Raw genomic sequence first — 21,012 nt, 5'->3', positions numbered from 1 at the left:
TGGAGTACCTGATTGAACCTGATAGGAGGATACGTGAACGATGGAATTTCCTAAACATCTTCTTTACAGCGAAGAGCACGAGTGGGTTCGTGTAGAAGGAAACAAGGCGTATATCGGCATTACTTCTTTTGCTCAATCCGAGCTGGGCGACATCGTCTTTGTCGAACTGCCAGAGGTGGGCAGCACGATTACACAGGACGAACCTTTTGGCAGCGTGGAATCGGTAAAAACCGTTTCTGAACTGTATGCTCCTGTCAGCGGGAAGGTAGTAGAAGTAAACGGCGAATTGGAAAACGCGCCGGAGCTGGTAAACTCTTCTCCTTATGAGCAAGCATGGATGATCGTTGTGGAGCTGTCTGACGAAAGCGAGCTCAAAAAGCTGATGGACGCAGACAAATACGAAGCGATGGTACAAGAGTAAACAACAACTGAAAGTGTGTATCAAGCCAAAAGGCTGGAGACTAATCTTAACGGGTTCGGTTTTTAGGTGCAAAAACAAAAAAATAACACAAAATGGCGTGCGAACTGACAATAGTTCGAACACGCCTTTTTTCTTGTTATCAAAGGATTTTTTTGAAAAATGACACGGATATTGGCAGGGAAATGTATAAGTTTTAACGAACTGGAAATAATTTATGAAGAGAGGAATACTCATGTCAAAATCTATGTCAATTCGAATGTCATTTTAAAAGGAGAAATCGTACATGGAATTTATAAAACCAAAGCCAAATTTAGATATAAAAGCAAACTGGAAAGTATCAGAGCATACAAAAGATATCGTAAAATACTATGCTGAATACACGGGCTACTCAGAAGATGAGTGTGTGGACCAATTCTTGAAAAACATCCTAAAGGACGAGCAATTTATCGATTGGATACATGGCAAAAGGCGAAACAAGAGAGCCTTGTCCAAGGTACTGTTATTGGATGAAACGGAGGAATTAGAACTTGACGAAACTGAAACGTCTCGCGGTGCTTGATGACCGTATTATAGAGATTCAACGTCCTATATCCGATAGTGAAATACATTCGAGACAGGCAGACTATCCCCTGCTCGCCCCTGTTGATTTCGCGAAAAAATATAGGGACGTTTTATTTAGAACGGTTTCATTAGGCTATGAGGGAGAATATCACAACATTCAAATGAATCGTTGTGACAACCCCTACTGTAAATGGTTTGGTCTTGAACAGCATCGATTCGAGTCCGCGAAAGGGAAACCGTCTCGTTACCGACTTTCAGGAGCAAAAGGAGGTACGAGTCATGCTATTGTGTGTAATCCAGACCCGACAACTACCATTGGAAAAATGACATGGAAATGTACGACGAATGCTCTGTCCAACTGGTCTATCGCAGAGGAAATTAAACGATTAGCTACTCATGACCGTGTTCAGGATTGGGAGCCAGAGTATGAATTCCATCGTGGTTCATGCTTAAAACACGATATAACTCCATTCGCCACTCCCAATCACTTTTATCGTAGAGGTAAAAGCAGTGGAAAATCACAGAAGTGGCAGTGTAAGACGTGTAAAAAGATAACTAATGTCCTTCCTGAACGTAGAGAAACAACAACGTATCATCAACAGCGAAACGATATCCTACCCACCTACGTAGCTCTCATACTCAACAGGACGCCAGTTAAACGGGTTTGTGAGATATTAGAAATTAGTTCTGATACCTATTACCGAAAGTTGGAATGGATGTATCGCAGGTGCTTGGAGTTCTTAGAGCGATACGAATCAGTACCGCTTCAAAACAAACAATTTGATTCTCTTTGGCTCAACACCGACAAGTTGCAATACAATCTAAATAATGTTCGAAAAAAAGGACACGGTTCAAAGTTTTACGACATGATTGAAGTGAAAAAGCCTCAAACCAATATTGTCGTTACCGCAGATGTTGACTCTCGATATGTGTTTCGTGCAGATGTTGCATATGATTGGGACATTACATTAGATGACATTGAGCGAGATACGAAAGAGCTATGTGAAGACCACCTTCACGAATTTGCTCGCAAAAATGCACGGCTTCGTTTCTCTTGTGCACCACAACCGCCCACTCCGCATGATACGGAATCAACGTCTGCATACATGAGTCAACGACAGGAGTTTGACAATCGAAAAAGGTATATTGATGGACTTCATGTGAACGCAACATACACCGCGATTGCCCAGCTTTGGCATCTGCAAAAAATACTAAAAACAAAAAAATGGAGATTTGTAACTGATGAAGATTATTCACTGATGTCTGCCATATATCGAGTGTTTTCAAAAGAAATAAGAGAAGGAGTAACACACCATTTCTTATGTAAAATTGACCGAGGGAAAAGCCTTCGAGACTCATATACCGAATATGAACAATCTATCCGTGACTTAAAGGCTTGGGGGACAAGCAAGGGCTATACGTTCCGCTCTATTACAGCATTGGCATATCATCAATTAGTGGAAATCCTGAAACATCATCATTTCCACGAAACGGTTCATATCGGTGGTAATGACTATTATCGTTGGGCGAGGAATCCTTTGGAACATCCCCTCGCCACGAAAGACCAAGGGTATCGTTGGGTCGATTGTACAACGGATATATCAACATTAGAAACGAAGTACGTTGCCAACATGTTAATGAAGGTCAACGATTATGCAGTTAATAACTTCATGCAACTGATGCGAAGAAGAATCTCAATCCTTGAACGCCCTTTGGTTACTGCTCGTGGAGACGGGAAGAGCTATATCTATGCAAACTTCAATCCGAAATATGCTCAGTATGCTGTCACTATCCTTCGAACGTACTATAACTTCTGTATGACATATAAATGGGGAGACAATAGAGTAACCCCTGCTCAAAGCTTGGGTTTGACGAATAAGAGCTTTTCCATGAAGGATATTATCTATTTCAAGTAAACCGTCTTTGCATTGTTTAGATGGTTTTTTTAGGAAAAAATACAATTTTACAGTAAAATAGAACAAATAGAGGATACAAAAGGGGAGCTATTATGAAGGTTAATCGAAAAACGACATTTGTAAATGAAAAAGAAGTTCGATACACACATATCGAAAACGGAAGTTCAGTGGTTTGCTTTATGTTTTCTGGAACAGGTTACACGTATGAGAAACCTTTATTTTACTATTCGACAATGACAATGCTTCAAAATCAGTATGATGTTGTCCACGTCCATTATTCCTACGGACAAGATGTATTCAAACTTTCAACGGAAGATATTACAAATATTATTTATGATGATGTAATTGCTGTCATTACCGAAGTTCTTAAAAGTCAACAATACCTAAATACCGTTTTTTTAGGAAAATCACTCGGTACTATTCCTATCATCAACAAGCTTATGAAAAACGATAATTATTTGAATTCAAAATTGATTTTGCTTACGCCATTATTAAAGCTGGATACAATTTTTGAAGCTTTATTGATGAGTAATCATTCTGCCCTTATTGTCATAGGTGAAAGAGACAGTCATTTTATTACCAGTAAAATCCAAGCAATTGAAACTAAGCAAAATATTAAAATAGAAAGAATCCCCGATGCTAATCATTCTTTAGACATTGAACCAACTAATACTTTGAATTCCATCATAACTTTAGAAAAGGTATTGAAAAGAATCAACGAGTTTTTATCTGACTCTCATTGATATGACAAAAAGCTCGGCAATTTACCGAGCTTTTTTCTTTAAATTCACTCCAACAATTCTACCAAATGAATTACCAAAAGCCACGTCATTTCTATTTTTGCACCCCAAAACCGAACCCGTTAGACTAATCTCCGGCCTTTTTCCTGTTTCGCAGGCATAAGAGCCCTCCTCTTGCTCCGTTGTACCCACTGGATTTTCATACTTTTGCTGCATGTGGCCTTTTCATCCAAATACTACCATATGGAAAAGAAACGATTGCAGAAAAAGGAATGTCCGGAGAAATAAGGAGGAGCACTGGTGATTCGGAAGCACTATTTGTTATTGATTCTGGCAATGATTCTTTGTCTGCCGCTGGCCACGTATGCGGCAGACAAGCCAAAGCCAAACATGCTGCGCGCAGATGAGCGAAATGATGCGATTTCGGGCGGAACAGCAAGAGCTGGGGCACCTCCCGACGAGCTGATGAGATTCAGGATCATGTACGCGACATATGCGGAAAGTATGTGGGACGGGCGGATACCGGGCCATTTGCGCGGGGATGGGGATGACCTAGGCAGAGGCGGAGACGACCGGGGCAAAGGCGGAGACAACCTGGGCAAAGGCGGAGACAACCTGGGCAGAGGCGGAGACGACCGGGGCAAAGGTGGAGACAACCTGGGCAAAGGTGGAGACGACCTAGGCAAAGGTGGAGATGACCGAGGCAAAGGCGGAGACCCGGAGCACGGTACTCCAGCCCATGAAAACACCCGCGCTCCTTTTGATCCTACAGCCAGCGATCTTGACCCAAAAAGCGGCGACCCCGTTGGGAAAGGCGACGAACTGAAAGCAAAAGAGGGCAAGCCAGGCTTTTGGGACTGGCTGATCGGCGGAGCCTCCGAAGCGCTCGACAAAGGCTTGGAGCTTTGGGAGTCCACCGTGGACAGCGTAAAGGAAACAGTAAAGGACGCTATTGACACCGTCGTAGATACTGTGAAAGACGTCGCGACTACCGTCGTTGACGCGGTCGTCGATGCAGGAAAATGGGTTGCGGACCACTGGGAGGTCGTGTTGGTCACGACAGCAGGTGTCGCCCTCACCGTGGGCGGCGTGTTCTTTCCGCCGCTGCTGCCGTTTGGCGTCTCGATCCTGGTCGGCGAAGGGATATCCGGTGTGATCGGGTACGCCTTTGGCATGCGCGGCGATGAGCTGCTGCGGGAAATGGCGCTTGGCGGCGTACTGTCGGCAGCGGGCTTTGGTGCTGGCGCTTTAATCGGCAAAGCGGCCACGGCAGTCGCTCGCCTCAAACCGGTGGCAAATGCCCTTGGCAAAGCGTCCGCCTTGACGAGCCGGGCTACCAGCGCTGTCCGGACCGCCGTTGGCAAAGGAGCGCAAGCGGCAGGGGCGGCAGCCAGATGGGTGCGGCAAACCTCGGTTGGCCGTGCCGCAGCCCGCTTGGGAACACAAGCAGGAAATGCGGTACGGTCGGCAACGAGCGCGGCAGGCAAGGCGGTGAATGCTCTTCGCAGCGCTCTGGCAAGCACAGCGAAGCAAGCAGGCGGCGCTCTGAGAGCAGTTACAGCACGCATCGGGCAAACGCGCCTGGCCCAGAGCGCAGCGTCTGTGGCGAAGAATGTAAGAAGTGCCGCCAGCAGCGCAGGAAATGCCGTGAAAAACAGCAGTGTGTACCGGGCAGTGGCCAGCCTCGGACGAAATACGGGGAAAGGCATCGGGAAGCTGGCAAGCAACGTGGGAAGCGGCTTGCGAACAGTAGCGAAGACGACGGGCAGCAAAATGCAGTCCATCGTCCAGACTGTGAAAAAGACGGCACCTGTCCGGGCTGTCGCAGGCTTCACACAAAAAGCGGGCACACAAATCAGCCAGGGCTTTCGGCAAATCGGCAGTGCGATCTCCCGCAGTTTGGCAACGACAGTCCTGCGGAGCAAAACGGCGGGGGCTGGCGAAGGCTTTGCCGTCAGTGTGATGGATGACCGGGCGCGCGGGAAAAAGGTGGATTACCGCAAGGCGACGATTGCGGCAGCCATCGGGGCGCTGCTGGTGACCGGCGGATCGATTGGACTAAACAAAGCGTATTCTACCGGGCAGGAAACGGCGCAGGCTGTGGTGAAGAGTGGTGCTGAGCAGGCCGAGGATAGTCTGAAGGCTGTGCTGCGAGGTGAGGGAACGGGCGACCCTTACGATCTTCTGAGACAACATGGCGTACCGACGACTTTGACGGATGAAGAGATTGCGGCGGCAAGAGCTGTGGATTTGCGGATGGAGCTTAAAGGGACAGATAATGGTGGTAGTAAGGTAAGCCTTTATGATGAAGCTGGAAATTATACCGGAGGAAGAACTCAGAAGGAACTTGACGATTTAGCAGGCGATCCTTCTCATGGTGGTAAAATTAGGGATCAAGGTTTGAAAGAAAGAGAGATAGGACTCGAGTTGGAGCAACAAGGCAAATTAGGGAAGATTATACGTGATCCACAAGGTAATGGTGGGGCAGAATTTATTGATATAACAAATAATGTAAAATGGGATGTTAAAAGTTTCGTATCTTATCCGAATGGTCATACATCACCTAAGAAAGGGGCATTTACAGTAAGTAACGGAATGAAGGCTATTAATAAAGAACTGGATAAAAATTATAATGTAATTGTGGATACGCGTGACATGATTCCCGAACATGTTGCGCAATTAAAAGGGGCAGTAGAGGAAGCTGGAATATCAGATAGGATTATTTGGTATCCATAAGGGAGGTTAGGTATGACAACTGATAAAAGAGAAATTCTCGTTCAATTAGAATCGCACCGTCTTTGGATTGAAACTATTGGAGAACAAGGTGAAAAACTGGGTTTGGATGAGATAGATTTGCGAAATATGGATTTAACCCAGTACCCACTAGACCAAGCATATATTACAGCTTGTATCTTTGATGGCATGGATTTAAATCATAAAGATCTCTCATCATCTTTACTATGTTCATCAACTTTTATATCAGCAAATTTAGAAGGAGCAGATTTCTGTAAATCTAATGTTTCGTATGTGAATTTCACAAATGCCAATATTAAAGCTGCTAGACTTGCTGATAGTGAATGTATTGAAACGCTGTTTGTTAAAGCTGATTTATCAGACGCTAATTTAATAGCTGGTCTTTTTGATGAGACGGATTTTCGTAGCGCAATTTTAAGTAATGCTGATATAAGATTAGCTACGTTTGAAAGAGTATTATTAAAAGGAGCTAAATTAACTGGAATTCGGGGAATAGAAGAGGCGTTTATAAAAAGCATCAATATTGGGACGCCAGAACAACCAGTAATTCTAGTAGGTGAAGAAGCCAGGAAATGGCTACAAGATAATAGTTTGAATAATGAGAGTAGAATTTAAGGAATACACTCAGATACGCAAGCCCTTAACATCACTAAGGGTAGATCATACAATACGACTAACAAACCATAAAGACTTCCAAACACTTAATAAACTTTCAAAGGCTTATTCCAACTTACACCATGAGGGGGAAAGCCTCTTTTTTATATTGTCCATTGTTTTTTATCCATGCAGACAGTGAAAAAGACGGCACCTGTCCGGGCTGTCGCAGGGTTCACGAGAAAAGCGGGCACACAAATCAGCCAGGGCTTCCGGCAAATCGGCAGTGCGATCTCCCGCAGTTTGGCAACGACGGTCCTGCGGAGCAAAACGGCGGGAGCAGGCGAAGGCTTTGCGGTCAGCGTGATGGGTGACCGGGCGCGTGGGGAAAAGGTGGATTACCGCAAAGCGGTGATTGCGGCAGCTATCGGGGCGCTGCTGGTGACCGGAGGATCGATTGGACTAAACAAAGCGTATTCTACCGGGCAGGAAACGGCGCAGGCTGTGGTGAAGAGTGGTGCTGAGCAGGCCGAGGATAGTCTGAAGGCTGTGCTGCGAGGTGAGGGAACGGGCGACCCTTACGATCTTCTGAGACAACATGGCGTACCGACGACTTTGACGGATGAAGAGATTGCGGCGGCAAGAGCTGTGGATTTGCGGATGCAGCTCAAAGGGACGGGGGAAGATTTAACCGGTAATAACTGGAAGTTTGATCCGGAAAAAGATGTAGATTTACGTGGGTCTGGCAAAACTTATAAAGATGGACTTGATGAAGCATTTAAGCGTACAGGTCTTTCTAGAGATCAATTTACAGTAACAAAGTGGGGGAAAGATATAAACGGAAAAAGTGTGCCTGTAGAGTGGTCAGGACCTGGAGGTGCAAGTGTAAACATGGATATACCAGAATGGAATAATGTTAAACCTAATGGAGCTTTGGGGGAAGGCCCTCATCAACCTCACATAGGTTATCAAACACCCGGAAAAGGCGCTAATAGAATTAGGGGACATATCTTTATAGATGATGTTCCAGCAACAAGGAGATGAGTTTATGAATGTTAAACCAAATACTCAGGAATTAGCTGAAGTTGGTAAAAATTTAGGTATAGAAGTAGTTATATTGGATGAGAAAGATTCTAAACAATACATTAACAGAGTAATAGACATTTTTACTCCTTTTAAAATTACGGGACACTTATCGATTGGGAAAGAAACTCTGACTATTCCGTTGGAGGGAAACGAGTTTTCATACTCAAAATACTTAAAGAGTGAACCTGCTTACATTTTCTTTGATCAAGAAAGTCGTGATAGGAATACAGTTGTTGTAGTAAAGGATGCCAAATTGGTTGGAGAATTAATGGAAAACTCATATGGTATGGAGTACTTTGTATCGAATGAAAAATCGGATTTCCTAATTGCTGTAAATTGGTATGTTATAGAGGTTGCTGGATCGGCAATAGAATCCCTAAATAAATTAAACTGAACTGGTGAATTCATACTTTCTATATCTAGACGGGGAAGAAAATGCAGATTAATTTTCAAAGGCGCATTCCAACTTGAACAATGAGAAGGAATGAGCCTCTTTTTATACCGAAATGCACCATTTTTTGACGATGAAAAATATGACGGCACCTGTCCGGGCTGTCGCAGGGTTCACGAGAAAAGCAGGCACACAAATCAGCCAGGGCTTCCTGCAAATCGGCAGTGCGATCTCCCGCAGCTTGGCAACGACGGTCTTGCGGAGCAAAACGGCGGGAGCAGGCGAAGGCTTTGCGGTCAGCGTGATGGATGACCGGGCGCGTGGGGAAAAGGTGAATTACCGCAAGGCGGTAATTGCTGCGGCCATCGGGGCGCTGCTGGTGACCGGCGGATCGATTGGACTAAACAAAGCGTATTCTACCGGGCAGGAAACGGCGCAGGCTGTGGTGAAGAGTGGTGCTGAGCAGAGTGGATCAAAATTCTTGTTACCTATTGATTTACAGTATTTTTCTTCCAAGGGGACGAGTGAAATTCAGACTGGTGGTAGAGAACTGTCCCTGAAAGAATGGCTTCGTCAAGAAGAAGAAGCTATCAAAATGTATGACTCAATAAGAAATTCTACATCAGATGTTAGTACCATTGCGAAGAATACTGGTATACCGGAGTGGCGTATTCAACGGATTAAGGAACATGTATTTATTAAAGAACATGCAAAATCAAGTGGGTATGGACGATTCGACCCTGATTATGAAATTGCTCAAGCATGGCAGAGGTTACAGAATGGTACACATACTCAAAAGGATATTGAACTACTTAATCACGAAATTTTTGAATCAAAATTTGAAGGTATGTTTAAGACGGATTACGAAAAAGCACATTCTGCCGCTGAAAAATCAGGGAGAGTATGGAGACCTTAGGAGGTATCAATATGGCGTCATTTGTACTATTGCTGAAAGATTATGAGGATGAGGAGAAGGTTGTTTATCATTTTGGGCCGAACGAGCAAATATTGGGAAAAATTGAATTGAACAAAAAGAGCGAAACTATTAGGGAAATTGAACCAGTATTAAACTCAACCCACGAATCGAAATTTTATTTTGACAGGGCGGCTCAAAGACTGGCTAGATGTTTGTATAAAGAAGGGGGAGTATTTCCAGATAAAGCTACATTTGAGTCATAATCATTACTCCCTAGCATAGAGGGGCGGCTACCCAGTGCCGAACGAACCACTTTACCTCATCATCACCAACATAATCTTTGTTCTATCTGTAGGAAGTATTCACGAATATTGATGTACGTACAGAATGTTTGGAAAAAGTATCCCTATTTAACGTAATAGCGTTACACGAAACAGGTCAATTATGGTCAGATACCGCAATAATAGACCTGTTTTTGTTGTCTTCGCTCAGCGGCGGCCATTGACACCGTTGTAGATACTGTGAAAGACGTCGCGACTACCACCGTCGTTGACGCGGTCGTCGATGCGGGAAAATGGGGCAGCAGCTCGTCGCCGCGCATGCCAAAGGCGTACCCGATCACACCGGATATCCCTTCGCCGACCAGGATCGAGACGCCAAACGGCAGCAGCGGTGGAAAGAACACGCCGCCCACCGTGAGGGCGACACCTGCTGTCGTGACCAACACGACCTCCCAGTGGTCCGCAACCGGAGGATCGATTGATGTGGCTGACAAGTTCTATTTTAATCCAGAACAAAAGAAAGTTATTCAATAGCATAACAAAAAACAGGTCAATGATGGTCAGATACCGCCATAATAGACCTGTTTTTTGTTATGTTGATTTCCTGGCAGTTTTTTCAAATATGCTTGCAACTCTCTCCGTACATAAAGCGATAAATAGGATGAAAGGAACATCGTGCAACTTTTTGTGGTGCCTGCAAAATCCAGCTCAGTCAAACTTAAAGCTAGTGGTCAACATTCCTGCCAAGAACCAGGTCAAGAAAGCGCGCAGCAATGGGACCAATCTCTTCATCCTCCAGCCGTGTACATATGTATACCGGACGCTCGATCTCAACGCCGGTAATACGGACGCGGCCAACCTCCCCTCGCTGCGCCAAATCGCTGACAGCCGGTTCTGGTGCCAGCATGGCGCCATACCCGGCCTTGACGGATTGAATGGATTCAACCAAGCCGTGGTACTGCAGCCCGACTCTCGGCGGGGCGACCCCATGCTCCCGGCAGAGCGAGAACAGCTTTTCGCGTGTAGAGCTGCCCGTTTCTCTCAGCAGAAACGGCTCCCGCATCAAAACCTTCAGGGGAACCTCCTGACCGGCGAGAGGATGGTCGCGAGGCACGACAAACCAGTATTCTACATTCGTGATCAGCTCTTTTCTGACAGGGTGGTCGTCCCAGGACTCGTTCGTGATCACGGCGACGTCAGCTTGATTGCGGAGCAGGCGCTGGAGCGATTGCTGGGAATTGCCCGTGCGCATTTCCACCTCCACCTGCTCATAACGTCGTTTAAAAGAGGCCAGCCAGGCGGGAACAAAATACAGCGAGGGCAGAAAGGTTGAGGCGACCCGCAGCCGGCCGCGCATGCCAGACTTGACGTCTTCCCACTCCGCTTCCAGCTCTTTTTCCCAATCAAAGATGCGGCGTGCCCGCGCATACAAAAATTGTCCTTCCTGAGTAAGGACGATGCCTCTGCCTTTCGGGGCCAGGAGCCGTTTTCCCAGCTCTGCTTCCAGCTTGCGAATCTGTGCGGATACCGCCGGTTGGCTAATCGACAGGGAAGCGGCCGCAGTTGTCACGTTTCCTTTGGAAGCCACCTCGACAAAGATGCGCAGGGCATGCAGATTCATACGCTCTCTCTCCAATCATCCATTTTGTTTATGAATCAGGCGAAAATATGTATTGGAACTGATTGATTCTACCTCGTAGTGTATAGAGAGAAGACAGAGAAAGTAAAGGGGAACGGCATGGATCATTCAAGGAGTAGAGAAACAGGAAAAAAAGAAGTCGTCATGCTCTCAATCGTGACGGCTCTCTGTTTGTTGGGAGACTCGATGCTGTACGTCGTTCTCCCGCTGTATTGGAAAGAGGCAGGGCTGGAATCTCTTTGGGAAGTAGGGGTGCTTCTTTCGATCAATCGCCTGGTGCGCGTGCCGCTGAATCCGCTGGTCAGCAAATGGTACGAGCGCTCCGGCGGACGCTCCGGCTTGCTGCTGGCTGTCGCGCTCACCTTTGTCAGCACCGCTGCCTATTCGCTTCAAGGCTTTTGGCTCTGGCTGATCATGCGGGGGGTATGGGGGCTTGCCTGGACGTTTCTGAGGCTGGGGGCATTTGCGCTCATCGTGGAGGTCGCAGATAACGGCAACAGAGGGCATTTCATGGGGCTTTACAACGGATTGTATCGATTGGGCAGTCTGGTCGGGATGGTCCTCGGAGCCATTTTGGCGGCATGGGGCGGCATTCAGACGGCTGCGCTCGTGTTTGCAGGTGCCTCATTGCTTGCGTTTTTCCCGGTGCTTTTCTCCATTCGGCCATCGTTCGTGAAAGAACCGCGGATGTCTTCGGCCCCATCGTCTGAGGCTGTCTCTCTTTTTCGTTGGCCAAAGGGGATGGCGGCAACGATGTTGACCGGCTTATTTGTCGCGATGTGCTACCAGGGCATGTTTACGGCTACCCTCAGCAGGCTGATTGAGCTTTTTCATCCGGCGATGGTGATAGGCGGAATTCTGATCGGCTCGGCGGTGATCTCCGGAGCGGTGCAGGGAGCTCGCTGGCTGTGGGAACCGTGGCTGGCGCCCTGGTTTGGAAGGCTGTCGGATCGATACGGACGCGGCAAGCTGTTTGTCATTTCGATGCTGGCAGCGTCCATTCTTTTCATCTGTGTCGCAGAGGGCCTTTCCTTGCCGCTTTTTTTGCTGGCTCTGCTTGGAATACAGGTAACCGCCACCATTTTGACCACAGTCATGGACACACTGGCGGCGGATGACGCGTCTCGCCGGGAAAACAGTTCGTCAGCGATGATGGTCTATTCGGTCATGACCGATTTGGGGGCGGCGCTAGGGCCAATGCTTGCCTTCTGGGTAGAGGAAAGGGCAGGCTTGCCGTTGCTGTTCACGGGCATGGGCGTCTCATTGCTTCTCGTTTCCCTCGGGTGGCGGAGCAGGAGAGTGCTCGCGTACCGCAGCTAGAACCCGGGCAATGGCGTCATCCCGGTCGGCATCGTGAAAAATCATATGACCGGAACGATCATACCAGGTGATATGTGGAGCGCAAGAGGGGGAAACGCTGCTGGCCAAATGCTCGGCGCTGCGAGCCTGAACAGTGTCATCCCGGCGCGACTGCAGCAGGACGTAAGGGATCGAAACCTGCGGCAGAATCGCTTTCGTCTCGGCAAGCAACTGACGGAACTGCAGCATGCTGCGGACAGGAATTTTGACCAGTCCCTGTACATACCTGCGCGAGTGGGAAGAAAAATCCTCGCGCAAATAAGCAAGCGCCTGTTCGACATCCCAGTAGGCGTAAGGCGTATTGATGGTAATCAAAAGCCGCGCCGGATAGCGGTGGACGAGGTTGATGGCGAGCAGGCCGCCCATGGAAAAACCGATCACGATGATCTCCTGGGCGCGCAGGGAAAGGCGTTTGTAGGCTTCGTCTGCGGAACGCAGCCAGTCCTTGCGCGTGCTTTTGGCAAGTACCCGTCTGTCCAGCCCGTGTCCTTCCAGTGTGGGGCATTCTACGTGATACCCTTCGGCGCGCAGAGCGTTGGCCAGGGGGAGTACATCGCGGATATCTCCAGCGAATCCGTGCAAAACAAGACAACCGACAGCAGGCATCATCGGGAATTCTCCTTTCCGATCCGGTAAAAAGCGAATGTTTTTCTCTTGTTATTATACACATAATGGAAAACCGCTTTTTGGTTTAGCGTAAGTACAAGGTCGGATTCATTTCTTCCGTTTGCCCGCTGACGGCGCGGCAGCCCCGTAGAAATCGCATCCATTTTGCCAAGAAAAAACCGCCGGGATATGTTCACGGCGGCTTTCACTTTGCCTAGACCTTGACTGTTTTTAACACGCTGGACACCAACAGCTTTGGCTGCGTGCAGGCCTGAATATCCTCCGGCGTGTAGCCTTCCGCTACTTCCACCAGCAGCAGACCTTCCGGGGTCACGTCCAGCACGGCCCGGTCGGTGATGATCCGATTGACCACTCTTTTTCCGGTCAATGGCAGGGCGCACTCGTTTAAAATTTTCGGCTCGCCGTGCTTGTTCACATGATCCATGATCACGACGATTTTCTTGGCGCCGTGCACCAGATCCATGGCGCCGCCCATGCCCTTGATCATCTTGCCGGGGATCATCCAGTTGGCGAGGTCGCCGGCAGCGGATACTTCCATCGCGCCGAGGATGGCCAGATCGATGTGGCCGCCGCGGATCATGGCAAACGATTCGGCACTGGAGAAGTAAGCGGCGCCCGGTATTGCCGTGACCGTTTCTTTTCCGGCGTTGATCAGATCGGGGTCTACCTCGGACTCAGTGGGGTAGGGACCGATCCCGAGCAGTCCGTTTTCAGACTGCAGCACGACGGTCATCCCCTCGGGAATGTAGTTGGCCACAAGCGTCGGCATGCCGATTCCCAGATTTACATAAAAGCCGTCCTGCACTTCCTGGGCGGCGCGCATCGCAATTTGTTCACGCGTAAGAGACATAGCGTTGTCCTCCTTCGTTCATACTGGGTGGCTCCCGTTATTGACGCACCGTTCTGCGCTCGATCCGCTTTTCAAAAGAGGGGGCCTGGATCAGGCGCTGCACGTAAATGCTCGGCGTGTGAATGTGATCGGGATCAAGCTCGCCCGTCTCCACGATTTCCTCTACCTCGACGATCGTTATTTTCCCCGCAGCTGCCATCATCGGGTTGAAGTTGCGAGCCGTTTTGCGGAAGACGAGGTTGCCCATCTTGTCTGCCTTCCACGCCTTGACCAAGGCGAAATCGCCTGTGATGCCATATTCGAGCAAGTATTCCTTGCCGCCAAAGTCGCGGGTCTCTCTGCCCTCTGCGACTGGTGTTCCTACTCCAGCAGGGGTGTAGAAGGCGGGAATTCCGGCACCGCCTGCCCGAATCCGTTCAGCGAGTGTACCCTGCGGCGTCAGCTCCACTTCCAGCTCTCCCGAGAGGAACTGCCGCTCGAATTCCTTGTTTTCGCCAACGTATGAAGAGACCATCTTTTTGATCTGCTTTTCCTTGAGCAAAAGGCCAAGACCCCAGTCGTCCACGCCGCAGTTGTTGGAGACGACAGTCAGGTCCTTCACGCCCTTGTCTCGCAAAGCAATGATCAGATTCTCAGGAATTCCGACGAGACCGAAGCCGCCGACCAAAAGGGTGGCTCCGTCGTGGATGTCAGCCACGATGTCCGCGTAGGACGTGTAGATTTTTGCCATGAAGCTCACTCCCACCATCAAAATTGAACTGCACACAGCTGAAAGCGTTGTCAAAAATGGAATCCCTCTGAAAACGGAGATGCTGCGAACTGAAAAGCGTGAGGATTTCCACTTTTTCTACTATAATAACAGGAAGAGTTACAAACGAGTGACGAACGCAGCCGGAGATTAATAAAGAAAAATAAAAAATGACAGAAAAGTGGTACAAATAGTCCGACCCTTCTGTAAAATATATTTTGTCATTTTATGTTCATTTTAGGGAAAAAAAGTTTTGAGCAGGAGCTGATGGAATGAAAAAATGGATCGGGCTCACGCTGGTTGCGCTGTTGCTGACGGGGTGCGGGAAGCTGAGTGAGAGCGTACAAAGTTTGAAGCGGCTGGAAGAAGAGACAGTCATCAAGGTAAAGACCGTAAACGCTTATACAGTTGAACCGCCGCAAGACGGATTGACACAGGAAATTTCCGGCGTGATCTCGCCTTTGAAAGAACTCTCGCTTTCATTTGCACGTTCGGGAAAAATCGCGCAAATATTTGTGCAAAAGGGCAGCGAGGTCAAAGCGGGACAAACCCTGGCTTCTCTCGATACGTCGGTATTCCAGCAGGAAGTGTCTGCCGCTCAGGGGCAAGTAGCCAGTGCCAGCGTCCGCCGCGCCAAGACCTTGCAGGGACCCGAGCAGCATGAGCTGGAGACGCAGCGGCTGCAGGTGGAAAAAGCAAAGCAGAACGCTGCCAAGGCTGCCGAAGAGCACGCCCAGGCACAGCTTTTGTATGCAAATGGCGCGATTGCCAAGGATGAGCTGGATCGATTGGCACTTGCCGACAGGCAGGCCGCAATTGCTTTCCAGGAACAGCAGATTCGCTATGACGAGCTGAAAAAAGGCGCCGACAAGCTGGAGATCGAAGCGGCCAACGCAGAAGTCCAGCAGGCCAATGTCCAGTTGACGCGAGCTCGTCAGGAAGCGGCTGACGCGGTGCTGAAGGCTCCTTTTAACGGAGTGGTTGCGTCGATTGCGCAGACCGAGTCGGAGCAGACCGGACCGGGAAGCGAAGTCATCCGTCTGGTGGATACATCGCAGTGGCTGGTCAAGCTGCAAGTGGACAGCGGGCAGATCGGCAGTTGGCAGAAAGGCAAGACGGTGGTGGTCAAGGCAGCGGACGGTACGGAGGCGGAGGGGGTCGTCTCCTTTGTCGCGCCTGTGATGGATACGGCGACCGGCACCTATCCGGTGGAAGTGACTGTCCGGGAAAAAGCGGACCACTGGAGAGGCGGAATGGCCGTAACCTGCGTCTACCAGGTAAAGACCAACAACTCCTTGTTTGTACCCGTCACAAGCGTAGGTGTTGCCGAGGAGTCCTACTACGTCATGAAAATTGTAGAAAACACGATTAAAAAGCAGCCTGTCAAGGTTGGCAATTTGTACGGAACCCATTACGAGGTCTTGGAAGGATTGCAGCAGGGGGATCAGATCGTCTCCTCCGGACTATCCTACGTGGTGGACGGCGAGGCGGTGAAGGTGGAAGATGAATAACCGGACGTTTGCTTCTACATGGCCTGCGTTGGCCAAGCTTTTGGCGCTGGTTTGTTGTCTTTTGGCCGTGGGGGCCGCGCTCCGCATGGAGATCAGGCTTTTCCCCGACCGGCCACTGCCGGAGTATACGGTTCGTTTTACCGCTTCAGGCATGAGCGCGGAGATGGTCGATGAAAAAGTGGCGAGACCCGCTGAGGAGGCGATCCGCTCCACAGGTCTCGCCCTGAAAATATCGGCAAGAGCACAGGCCGGTTCAGCAATGATCACGGTCAAGACACGCAACAGTCTGTTTGGGGACGACCGGGAAAAGCTGGAGAGCAAGCTGCGGGAATTGGCCGCCTCTCTCCCCGTAAGCGACTGGAAGCTTAGCCAGTCCAACCTGGCGGATGATCGCGTTGGCTACTATCTTGTGCATGGCTCCGATGTACAAACGATCTCTGACGCGGCCCGGTATGAAGTGGCCGAAAAAATCGGGGCGATTCCGGGAGTGGCGCGTGTGGAAGTAGACAATACCAGCCTCCGTCAGGAAATGGAGCTGGTATTCCGTCCATCGATGCTGCAGGTATACGGACTGACCCCCGGAGATGTGATCGGCCAGATGCAGGGAAAAGCTGCCCGGGAACAAGTCGGCAGCGTCGGAACAGGAACGGATCAGACTCACCTTCAATGGTCTGCGGAGTGGACGAGTCCACAGGAACTGGGGAAACAGCTCATCTCTACCGAACGGGGCTACATCCCCTTGAAGACGCTCGTTGACATCCGCGACCTCAGAGGAAGCAAGGGGGAATCCGTGTACGTATACAGAGGAGAGCCTGCTGTCGGTATCACGGTGTACGGAGCAGCAGGCTCCCAGCTTCCCTCGATCCGGGCTGAAGTGATGAATACGGTCAGCGAATTGAACAATGCGGCGAAAGGGCGGTACCAGATTGACCTGGCGGATGACTTTGCCGCCAAATTGACCGCGGCTGTTCGTGATACAGGCTGGCTGGTTATGCTGCTCACACTCGGCACCGCGCTTGCTGTGGGCATCATCCTCCGCAGCCTGATGGCAGGAAGCCTGTCTCTTCTGTCCCAGCTTATGGCCACGGGAGCCTTGCTGGGAGGCATGTGGCTTTGCGGCATACCGCTCACGCTCACCTCGATCGGGCCGGTTGCGCTGTTTGCCGTTTTGTTTGCAGGAGCGGGCGTACCGCTTTTTCACCGGATCGGACAGGAAGGGGTTCCTTCCCAGGAGAATTGCCTGAATCACGCAAGAGAGTTGATGAAGCCGGTCTTGCTTGCGATTGTGATTCTCGCAGCCTGCCTGACCGGGCTGATGACGACAGATATCATGAAGTCTGCTGACCTGCCGCTCCTGCATGACGTGCTGCCGGTAACGCTGATTGGTACGGTGGTAATGCTGGGCGTCTACGGCTTTATCGTTCCGATCCTGATTGCTGCCTGGCTTCCCGAAGGTTTTGGACCAGCACGTCAGGGGAGAGGCGGCAAGTGGACAAAGTATCTGGTTTCCCGCTGGGAGCGAACCGTCGGGCAAAGATTTTTGCCATTTGGAATAGCGTTGGCTGTCTCCTTGATTGCAGTGGTTCTGTTCCATTCATTTGTGCCGGTCGATCCGTACAGCAAAACAGACGGACATAAAAAGACACTCTCCCTGGCGATGATCAAGGGCAGCACCATCGATGAAGCCATGCAGGCTGCCAAAGCAGCGGAAGAGCGTCTGCTGGCTCTCGAGGAGGTACGGGATGTCTATACGGTGGCGTCCAAGGAAAATCTAATTTTCCATCTTCAGCTGGAAGAGAAGGACGAATGGACGCGGACCCGCATTGACCTGGAAAAAGAGCTGGAGAAAAGCTTGAGGGAGATTCCCCGTACCGATCCGTTTGCCATGGTCGTCTCGGATGATCAAAAGACCCGCCTGGAGGTCACGGTAAAGGGGCCGTCTCTCCATACGACCAAAGGCATCGCGATGCAGGTCGTCAGCTTTTTGCAGGAAATGCGCTGGCTGGATAAAGACGGCAAGGAAATCATCACGGATGAGCGTCTCGGTTCCGGTACGACAGGTACGTATATCGCGATCAAACCGAAACAGGATGTGCTTGCCCGTTACCGCGTGACGGAGGCCGAAGTACGGCGGCAGATGGAGAGCTATCTTGGAAAGCAGACGGCGGGAAATATGACCTGGAACAGCCAGAGCGTTCCGGTGACAGTCCGCTTTCCCGACAACTGGATGGAGCATGCCGACCAGGTCAAAAACATCTTGATCCGCACTCCGGCGGGAGCCGTTCGCCTGCAGGAGCTGGCCGACTGGTCGCTTACGGATGAACCGCCTGTTTATCAGCGAGAGGACGGCGATTACGTATTTCTGGTAAGCAGCGCCGTTTCCGTACAGAGTTGGATTGAGGGCATCTCGTACTCGATTTCGCACCAGATGGAGGAAGAAACGCCGATTCCGGAGGGGTATCGCATTTTAAGCGCTTCCGAATTGAAAAAAGAGCAGGAAGAGGCAACAAATGACACAGACGCGACCGGACGTTTCCTCGCCGGCTTTGCCGCCATCGCGACGATACTAGTGGCAAGCATGCTGCTTCTGCGCAGAATGCGTGACGGTATCATTGCGCTTGCCCTTTTGCCTGTGCTGTCCGGCGGCGTGATGTTCGGCCTGTTGCTGTTTGACCGGCCGCTGAACGTGATGGGCTTTTACGGCATTGCTGCCGCGGCCGCGATCATGGTGCAGCAAGCCGTGATCTTCCTGAACCGGCTTGCTGAAACAAAAGAGGACGCTGAAACGCTTCTGGATGGAATCAGAGCCCAGGCTGCGAGGTCTGTCCCGGGTCTGATCAGTGTTTTCGCAGCGCTGACAGTTGCCTGCCTGCCGTTTGCCTGCGGACTTGGCAACGGGGATGATCTGCACGCGCCCTTCGCGGCTGCTCTTTTGATCGGAACGCTATTGGCCATCTACGCCGTCATCGTCCTGACACCGGCCATCTATCTCGGTTCCGAGTATCGACGATTGTACAGTCAGCCATTGAGCGTTCCCGCCATCCGGCAGCATCTGCACACCTGGTGGGAAAATGAAAAGGTGCGCCGTCTGGATAGCCGAGGTCGGAAACGAAAGAGTCCGGACGGGCAGCCTTACTCGTATGAAGACTCGGTGCAACAGCCGGCTTCGGAGAGACCGAGAGAGCTGTCCAAAGAAGATTTCTTGCCCTTGTCGGCTTCGCCGCGAGATGCCAACCAATAGCGGTTGGCATTTTCTCGTTTTCACAAACAACTTGCATGCTGGCGGCAGACCGCTGCTATATTTTGTTATGATAAAAGAAAGAAAAGCAGCATAAGACAGGCAGCGGCGTTAAGGAGGAGGCAAGTGGGAAGAGCGAAACGAGTGCTTGAGATCATCCTGCTGGTGGGCATACTTGCGGGATTGTTCATCTCATCATCGACACCGTACGGGAAGCAGGATATTCGCGGTACGATTTCAAAGTTTGTCGATGAAGGGACGGTTTCAGAAAATTGGCAGGATTTTTCCTTTCAGTATGGAAAAAAAGAGATCAGTATTGACAATAATGGAGTAGCAGGGGTTATTGAGTTCTTTCTCCGCAAGGGAACGCATTTTTCTGTATTTGCCATTTTGGCGGCGGCGTGGTATCGGGTATTGCGTCAGCGCTTGACTGCTATGGTGGCTTTGCCCTGGAGCGCTTTTTTAAGCCTGGCTGTGGCCGTGCTGGACGAATGGCATCAAACGTTTACCCCTGACAGGACCGGACAGGTCGCCGATGTAGTCCTGGATGGGATCGGCGTGAGTACGATGCTGCTGATCATTGCCGTATGGTCGCTTTGGAGAAGCCGAAAAACAAGGTGATAAAATGGCAAAGTGTTATCCATCCTAGGATGAAGGACAGACTGGAGGAAAAGATGGGAGTGGAACCAATGATTGCATCTGCTGCCAAATAAAAAAATAGCGGAGATCGGAATAGCAGGAGCATTCTACCGATCATCCCAGACGGGGTAAGCTGGTAATAGAGCGTTCCTAGAAAGAATAGGCTTTTCAGTCATTGATTATCTCTGCTATACTAATGTAATGAGGCTTCTAGTAGAGGTTCTCACCATTTTTGGGAAATGATAAAAGGAGTGCAAACTGAATGGCAGTACAAGTGGGAAGCATCATCGAGGGAAAAGTGACAGCAATTAAACCGTTTGGGATGTTCGTAGCAGTCAGCGAAACCGAGCAGGGGCTAGTCCACATTTCCCAAGTAGCAAACGGTTTTGTCAAAGATATCAACGATCACTTTTCCGTAGGAGATCAGGTCAAAGTAAAAGTCCTCTCCATTGATGATGCAGGTAAGATCTCGCTTTCGGTTCGCGCCGCACTGCCTGCGCCGGAGCGTCCAGAGCGTGAAGAGCGTCGCGGGGGTGGATTTCGTGGAGGCGACCGCGGGGGCAATTCAAGACGCGATAGCGCAGCTTCCTTCGAGGACAAGATGAAAAAATGGTTGAAGCACAGTGAGGAGAACCTTGCTACGATCAACAAAAAGAACGCAAAACGCGGCTACTAGGGCCTAACCATATCAGAGCAGGAAAAAGACGGGAGCACCCGTCTTTTTTTTCTTGGTGCGCCCAG

At 49.9% G+C, this 21,012-nt stretch carries 20 protein-coding genes; 16 read left to right on the top strand and 4 right to left on the bottom strand.

The genetic code is table 11. The features are described from left to right. Positions 1-40 precede the first annotated feature (40 nt). From gcvH to EDM54_RS26180, 11 genes are all read left to right on the top strand, one after another. Positions 41-421, top strand: a complete 381-nt coding sequence (gene gcvH, locus EDM54_RS03400; RefSeq protein ID WP_003391386.1) for a glycine cleavage system protein GcvH — start codon at positions 41-43, stop codon at positions 419-421. A 283-nt stretch (positions 422-704) separates the two neighbouring features. Next, positions 705-980 carry a hypothetical protein gene (locus EDM54_RS03395; RefSeq protein ID WP_122957770.1) on the top strand — a complete coding sequence of 92 codons (276 nt, stop codon included), beginning with the start codon at positions 705-707 and terminating at the stop codon, positions 978-980. Beyond that, a complete protein-coding gene (locus EDM54_RS03390; protein WP_122957769.1) occupies positions 949-2,898 on the top strand; it encodes an insertion element protein in 1,950 nt (649 codons plus the stop codon). The genes EDM54_RS03395 and EDM54_RS03390 overlap by 32 nt, the downstream gene beginning before the upstream one ends. Positions 2,899-2,990: 92 nt before the next feature. Further along, the gene (locus tag EDM54_RS03385; protein ID WP_122957768.1) at positions 2,991-3,641 is read left to right on the top strand and encodes an alpha/beta family hydrolase; all 651 of its coding nucleotides are present in this window, start codon (positions 2,991-2,993) and stop codon (positions 3,639-3,641) included. Between the two features lie 297 nt (positions 3,642-3,938). Beyond that, positions 3,939-6,374 carry a hypothetical protein gene (locus EDM54_RS03380; protein ID WP_122957767.1) on the top strand — a complete coding sequence of 812 codons (2,436 nt, stop codon included), beginning with the start codon at positions 3,939-3,941 and terminating at the stop codon, positions 6,372-6,374. Between the two features lie 12 nt (positions 6,375-6,386). Then, entirely contained in the window at positions 6,387-7,007 is a 621-nt protein-coding gene (locus EDM54_RS03375) for a pentapeptide repeat-containing protein (RefSeq protein ID WP_122957766.1), read from the top strand. A 372-nt stretch (positions 7,008-7,379) separates the two neighbouring features. Continuing rightward, positions 7,380-8,030 (top strand): polymorphic toxin type 47 domain-containing protein, encoded by a 651-nt coding sequence (locus EDM54_RS03370; RefSeq protein ID WP_171505715.1) that lies wholly within the window; start codon positions 7,380-7,382, stop codon positions 8,028-8,030. Between the two features lie 4 nt (positions 8,031-8,034). Next, positions 8,035-8,466, top strand: a complete 432-nt coding sequence (locus EDM54_RS03365; protein WP_024985374.1) for a hypothetical protein — start codon at positions 8,035-8,037, stop codon at positions 8,464-8,466. A gap of 139 nt (positions 8,467-8,605) precedes the next feature. After that, positions 8,606-9,379 (top strand): hypothetical protein, encoded by a 774-nt coding sequence (locus EDM54_RS26745; RefSeq protein WP_148040226.1) that lies wholly within the window; start codon positions 8,606-8,608, stop codon positions 9,377-9,379. Positions 9,380-9,390: 11 nt separating this feature from the next. Next, the gene (locus EDM54_RS03355; protein ID WP_003391210.1) at positions 9,391-9,642 is read left to right on the top strand and encodes a hypothetical protein; all 252 of its coding nucleotides are present in this window, start codon (positions 9,391-9,393) and stop codon (positions 9,640-9,642) included. A 258-nt stretch (positions 9,643-9,900) separates the two neighbouring features. Continuing rightward, positions 9,901-10,194 (top strand): hypothetical protein, encoded by a 294-nt coding sequence (locus EDM54_RS26180; protein ID WP_141334292.1) that lies wholly within the window; start codon positions 9,901-9,903, stop codon positions 10,192-10,194. 190 nt (positions 10,195-10,384) lie between these two features. Here EDM54_RS26180 and EDM54_RS03345 read toward each other — a convergent pair whose 3' ends face one another. Continuing rightward, positions 10,385-11,281, bottom strand: a complete 897-nt coding sequence (locus EDM54_RS03345; RefSeq protein WP_122957765.1) for a LysR family transcriptional regulator — start codon at positions 11,279-11,281, stop codon at positions 10,385-10,387. Between the two features lie 117 nt (positions 11,282-11,398). Between EDM54_RS03345 and EDM54_RS03340 the strand changes: the two genes are divergently transcribed. Beyond that, entirely contained in the window at positions 11,399-12,619 is a 1,221-nt protein-coding gene (locus EDM54_RS03340; RefSeq protein WP_122957764.1) for an MFS transporter, read from the top strand. Here EDM54_RS03340 and EDM54_RS03335 read toward each other — a convergent pair. The 3 genes from EDM54_RS03335 to EDM54_RS03320 form a co-directional block, all read right to left on the bottom strand. Then, positions 12,560-13,267 carry an alpha/beta hydrolase gene (locus EDM54_RS03335; protein WP_003391219.1) on the bottom strand — a complete coding sequence of 236 codons (708 nt, stop codon included), beginning with the start codon at positions 13,265-13,267 and terminating at the stop codon, positions 12,560-12,562. The two genes, EDM54_RS03340 and EDM54_RS03335, sit on opposite strands and share 60 nt — an antisense overlap. A 211-nt stretch (positions 13,268-13,478) precedes the next feature. Next, positions 13,479-14,135, bottom strand: coding sequence for a CoA transferase subunit B (locus EDM54_RS03325; protein WP_024985370.1), 657 nt, complete (start codon positions 14,133-14,135; stop codon positions 13,479-13,481). Between the two features lie 37 nt (positions 14,136-14,172). Then, positions 14,173-14,865, bottom strand: a complete 693-nt coding sequence (locus EDM54_RS03320; RefSeq protein ID WP_003391224.1) for a CoA transferase subunit A — start codon at positions 14,863-14,865, stop codon at positions 14,173-14,175. A 290-nt stretch (positions 14,866-15,155) separates the two neighbouring features. Between EDM54_RS03320 and EDM54_RS03315 the strand changes: the two genes are divergently transcribed. The 4 genes from EDM54_RS03315 to EDM54_RS03300 all read left to right on the top strand — a co-directional run bounded on the left by EDM54_RS03315 (position 15,156) and on the right by EDM54_RS03300 (position 20,947). Then, positions 15,156-16,394, top strand: a complete 1,239-nt coding sequence (locus tag EDM54_RS03315) for an efflux RND transporter periplasmic adaptor subunit (protein WP_024985369.1) — start codon at positions 15,156-15,158, stop codon at positions 16,392-16,394. Then, positions 16,387-19,635, top strand: coding sequence for an efflux RND transporter permease subunit (locus tag EDM54_RS03310; protein ID WP_039071021.1), 3,249 nt, complete (start codon positions 16,387-16,389; stop codon positions 19,633-19,635). The genes EDM54_RS03315 and EDM54_RS03310 overlap by 8 nt, the downstream gene beginning before the upstream one ends. Before the next feature lie 123 nt (positions 19,636-19,758). Further along, positions 19,759-20,253, top strand: coding sequence for a VanZ family protein (locus EDM54_RS03305; protein WP_122957763.1), 495 nt, complete (start codon positions 19,759-19,761; stop codon positions 20,251-20,253). Between the two features lie 280 nt (positions 20,254-20,533). Beyond that, complete coding sequence (locus tag EDM54_RS03300) at positions 20,534-20,947, top strand: S1 RNA-binding domain-containing protein (protein WP_003391231.1); 414 nt, start codon at positions 20,534-20,536, stop codon at positions 20,945-20,947. Positions 20,948-21,012: the final 65 nt, after the last annotated feature.

The sequence above is a fragment of the Brevibacillus borstelensis genome, assembly GCF_003710865.1.
Lineage (GTDB): Bacteria > Bacillota > Bacilli > Brevibacillales > Brevibacillaceae > Brevibacillus > Brevibacillus borstelensis.
The sequence above is the reverse complement of the archived record's forward strand: the minus strand, read 5'-3'. Positions and strand labels throughout refer to the sequence as shown.

What these genes read in the sequence shown, in the direction of transcription:
- gcvH (WP_003391386.1), top strand. Translation starts at nt 41, where the DNA reads ATGGAATTTCCTAAACATCTTCTTTACAGCGAAGAGCACGAGTGGGTT.
- EDM54_RS03395 (WP_122957770.1), top strand. Translation starts at nt 705, where the DNA reads ATGGAATTTATAAAACCAAAGCCAAATTTAGATATAAAAGCAAACTGG.
- EDM54_RS03385 (WP_122957768.1), top strand. Translation starts at nt 2,991, where the DNA reads ATGAAGGTTAATCGAAAAACGACATTTGTAAATGAAAAAGAAGTTCGA.
- EDM54_RS03375 (WP_122957766.1), top strand. Translation starts at nt 6,387, where the DNA reads ATGACAACTGATAAAAGAGAAATTCTCGTTCAATTAGAATCGCACCGT.
- EDM54_RS03365 (WP_024985374.1), top strand. Translation starts at nt 8,035, where the DNA reads ATGAATGTTAAACCAAATACTCAGGAATTAGCTGAAGTTGGTAAAAAT.
- EDM54_RS26745 (WP_148040226.1), top strand. Translation starts at nt 8,606, where the DNA reads ATGACGGCACCTGTCCGGGCTGTCGCAGGGTTCACGAGAAAAGCAGGC.
- EDM54_RS03355 (WP_003391210.1), top strand. Translation starts at nt 9,391, where the DNA reads ATGGCGTCATTTGTACTATTGCTGAAAGATTATGAGGATGAGGAGAAG.
- EDM54_RS03345 (WP_122957765.1), bottom strand. Translation starts at nt 11,281, where the DNA reads ATGAATCTGCATGCCCTGCGCATCTTTGTCGAGGTGGCTTCCAAAGGA.
- EDM54_RS03340 (WP_122957764.1), top strand. Translation starts at nt 11,399, where the DNA reads ATGGATCATTCAAGGAGTAGAGAAACAGGAAAAAAAGAAGTCGTCATG.
- EDM54_RS03335 (WP_003391219.1), bottom strand. Translation starts at nt 13,267, where the DNA reads ATGATGCCTGCTGTCGGTTGTCTTGTTTTGCACGGATTCGCTGGAGAT.
- EDM54_RS03325 (WP_024985370.1), bottom strand. Translation starts at nt 14,135, where the DNA reads ATGTCTCTTACGCGTGAACAAATTGCGATGCGCGCCGCCCAGGAAGTG.
- EDM54_RS03320 (WP_003391224.1), bottom strand. Translation starts at nt 14,865, where the DNA reads ATGGCAAAAATCTACACGTCCTACGCGGACATCGTGGCTGACATCCAC.
- EDM54_RS03315 (WP_024985369.1), top strand. Translation starts at nt 15,156, where the DNA reads ATGAAAAAATGGATCGGGCTCACGCTGGTTGCGCTGTTGCTGACGGGG.
- EDM54_RS03310 (WP_039071021.1), top strand. Translation starts at nt 16,387, where the DNA reads ATGAATAACCGGACGTTTGCTTCTACATGGCCTGCGTTGGCCAAGCTT.
- EDM54_RS03300 (WP_003391231.1), top strand. Translation starts at nt 20,534, where the DNA reads ATGGCAGTACAAGTGGGAAGCATCATCGAGGGAAAAGTGACAGCAATT.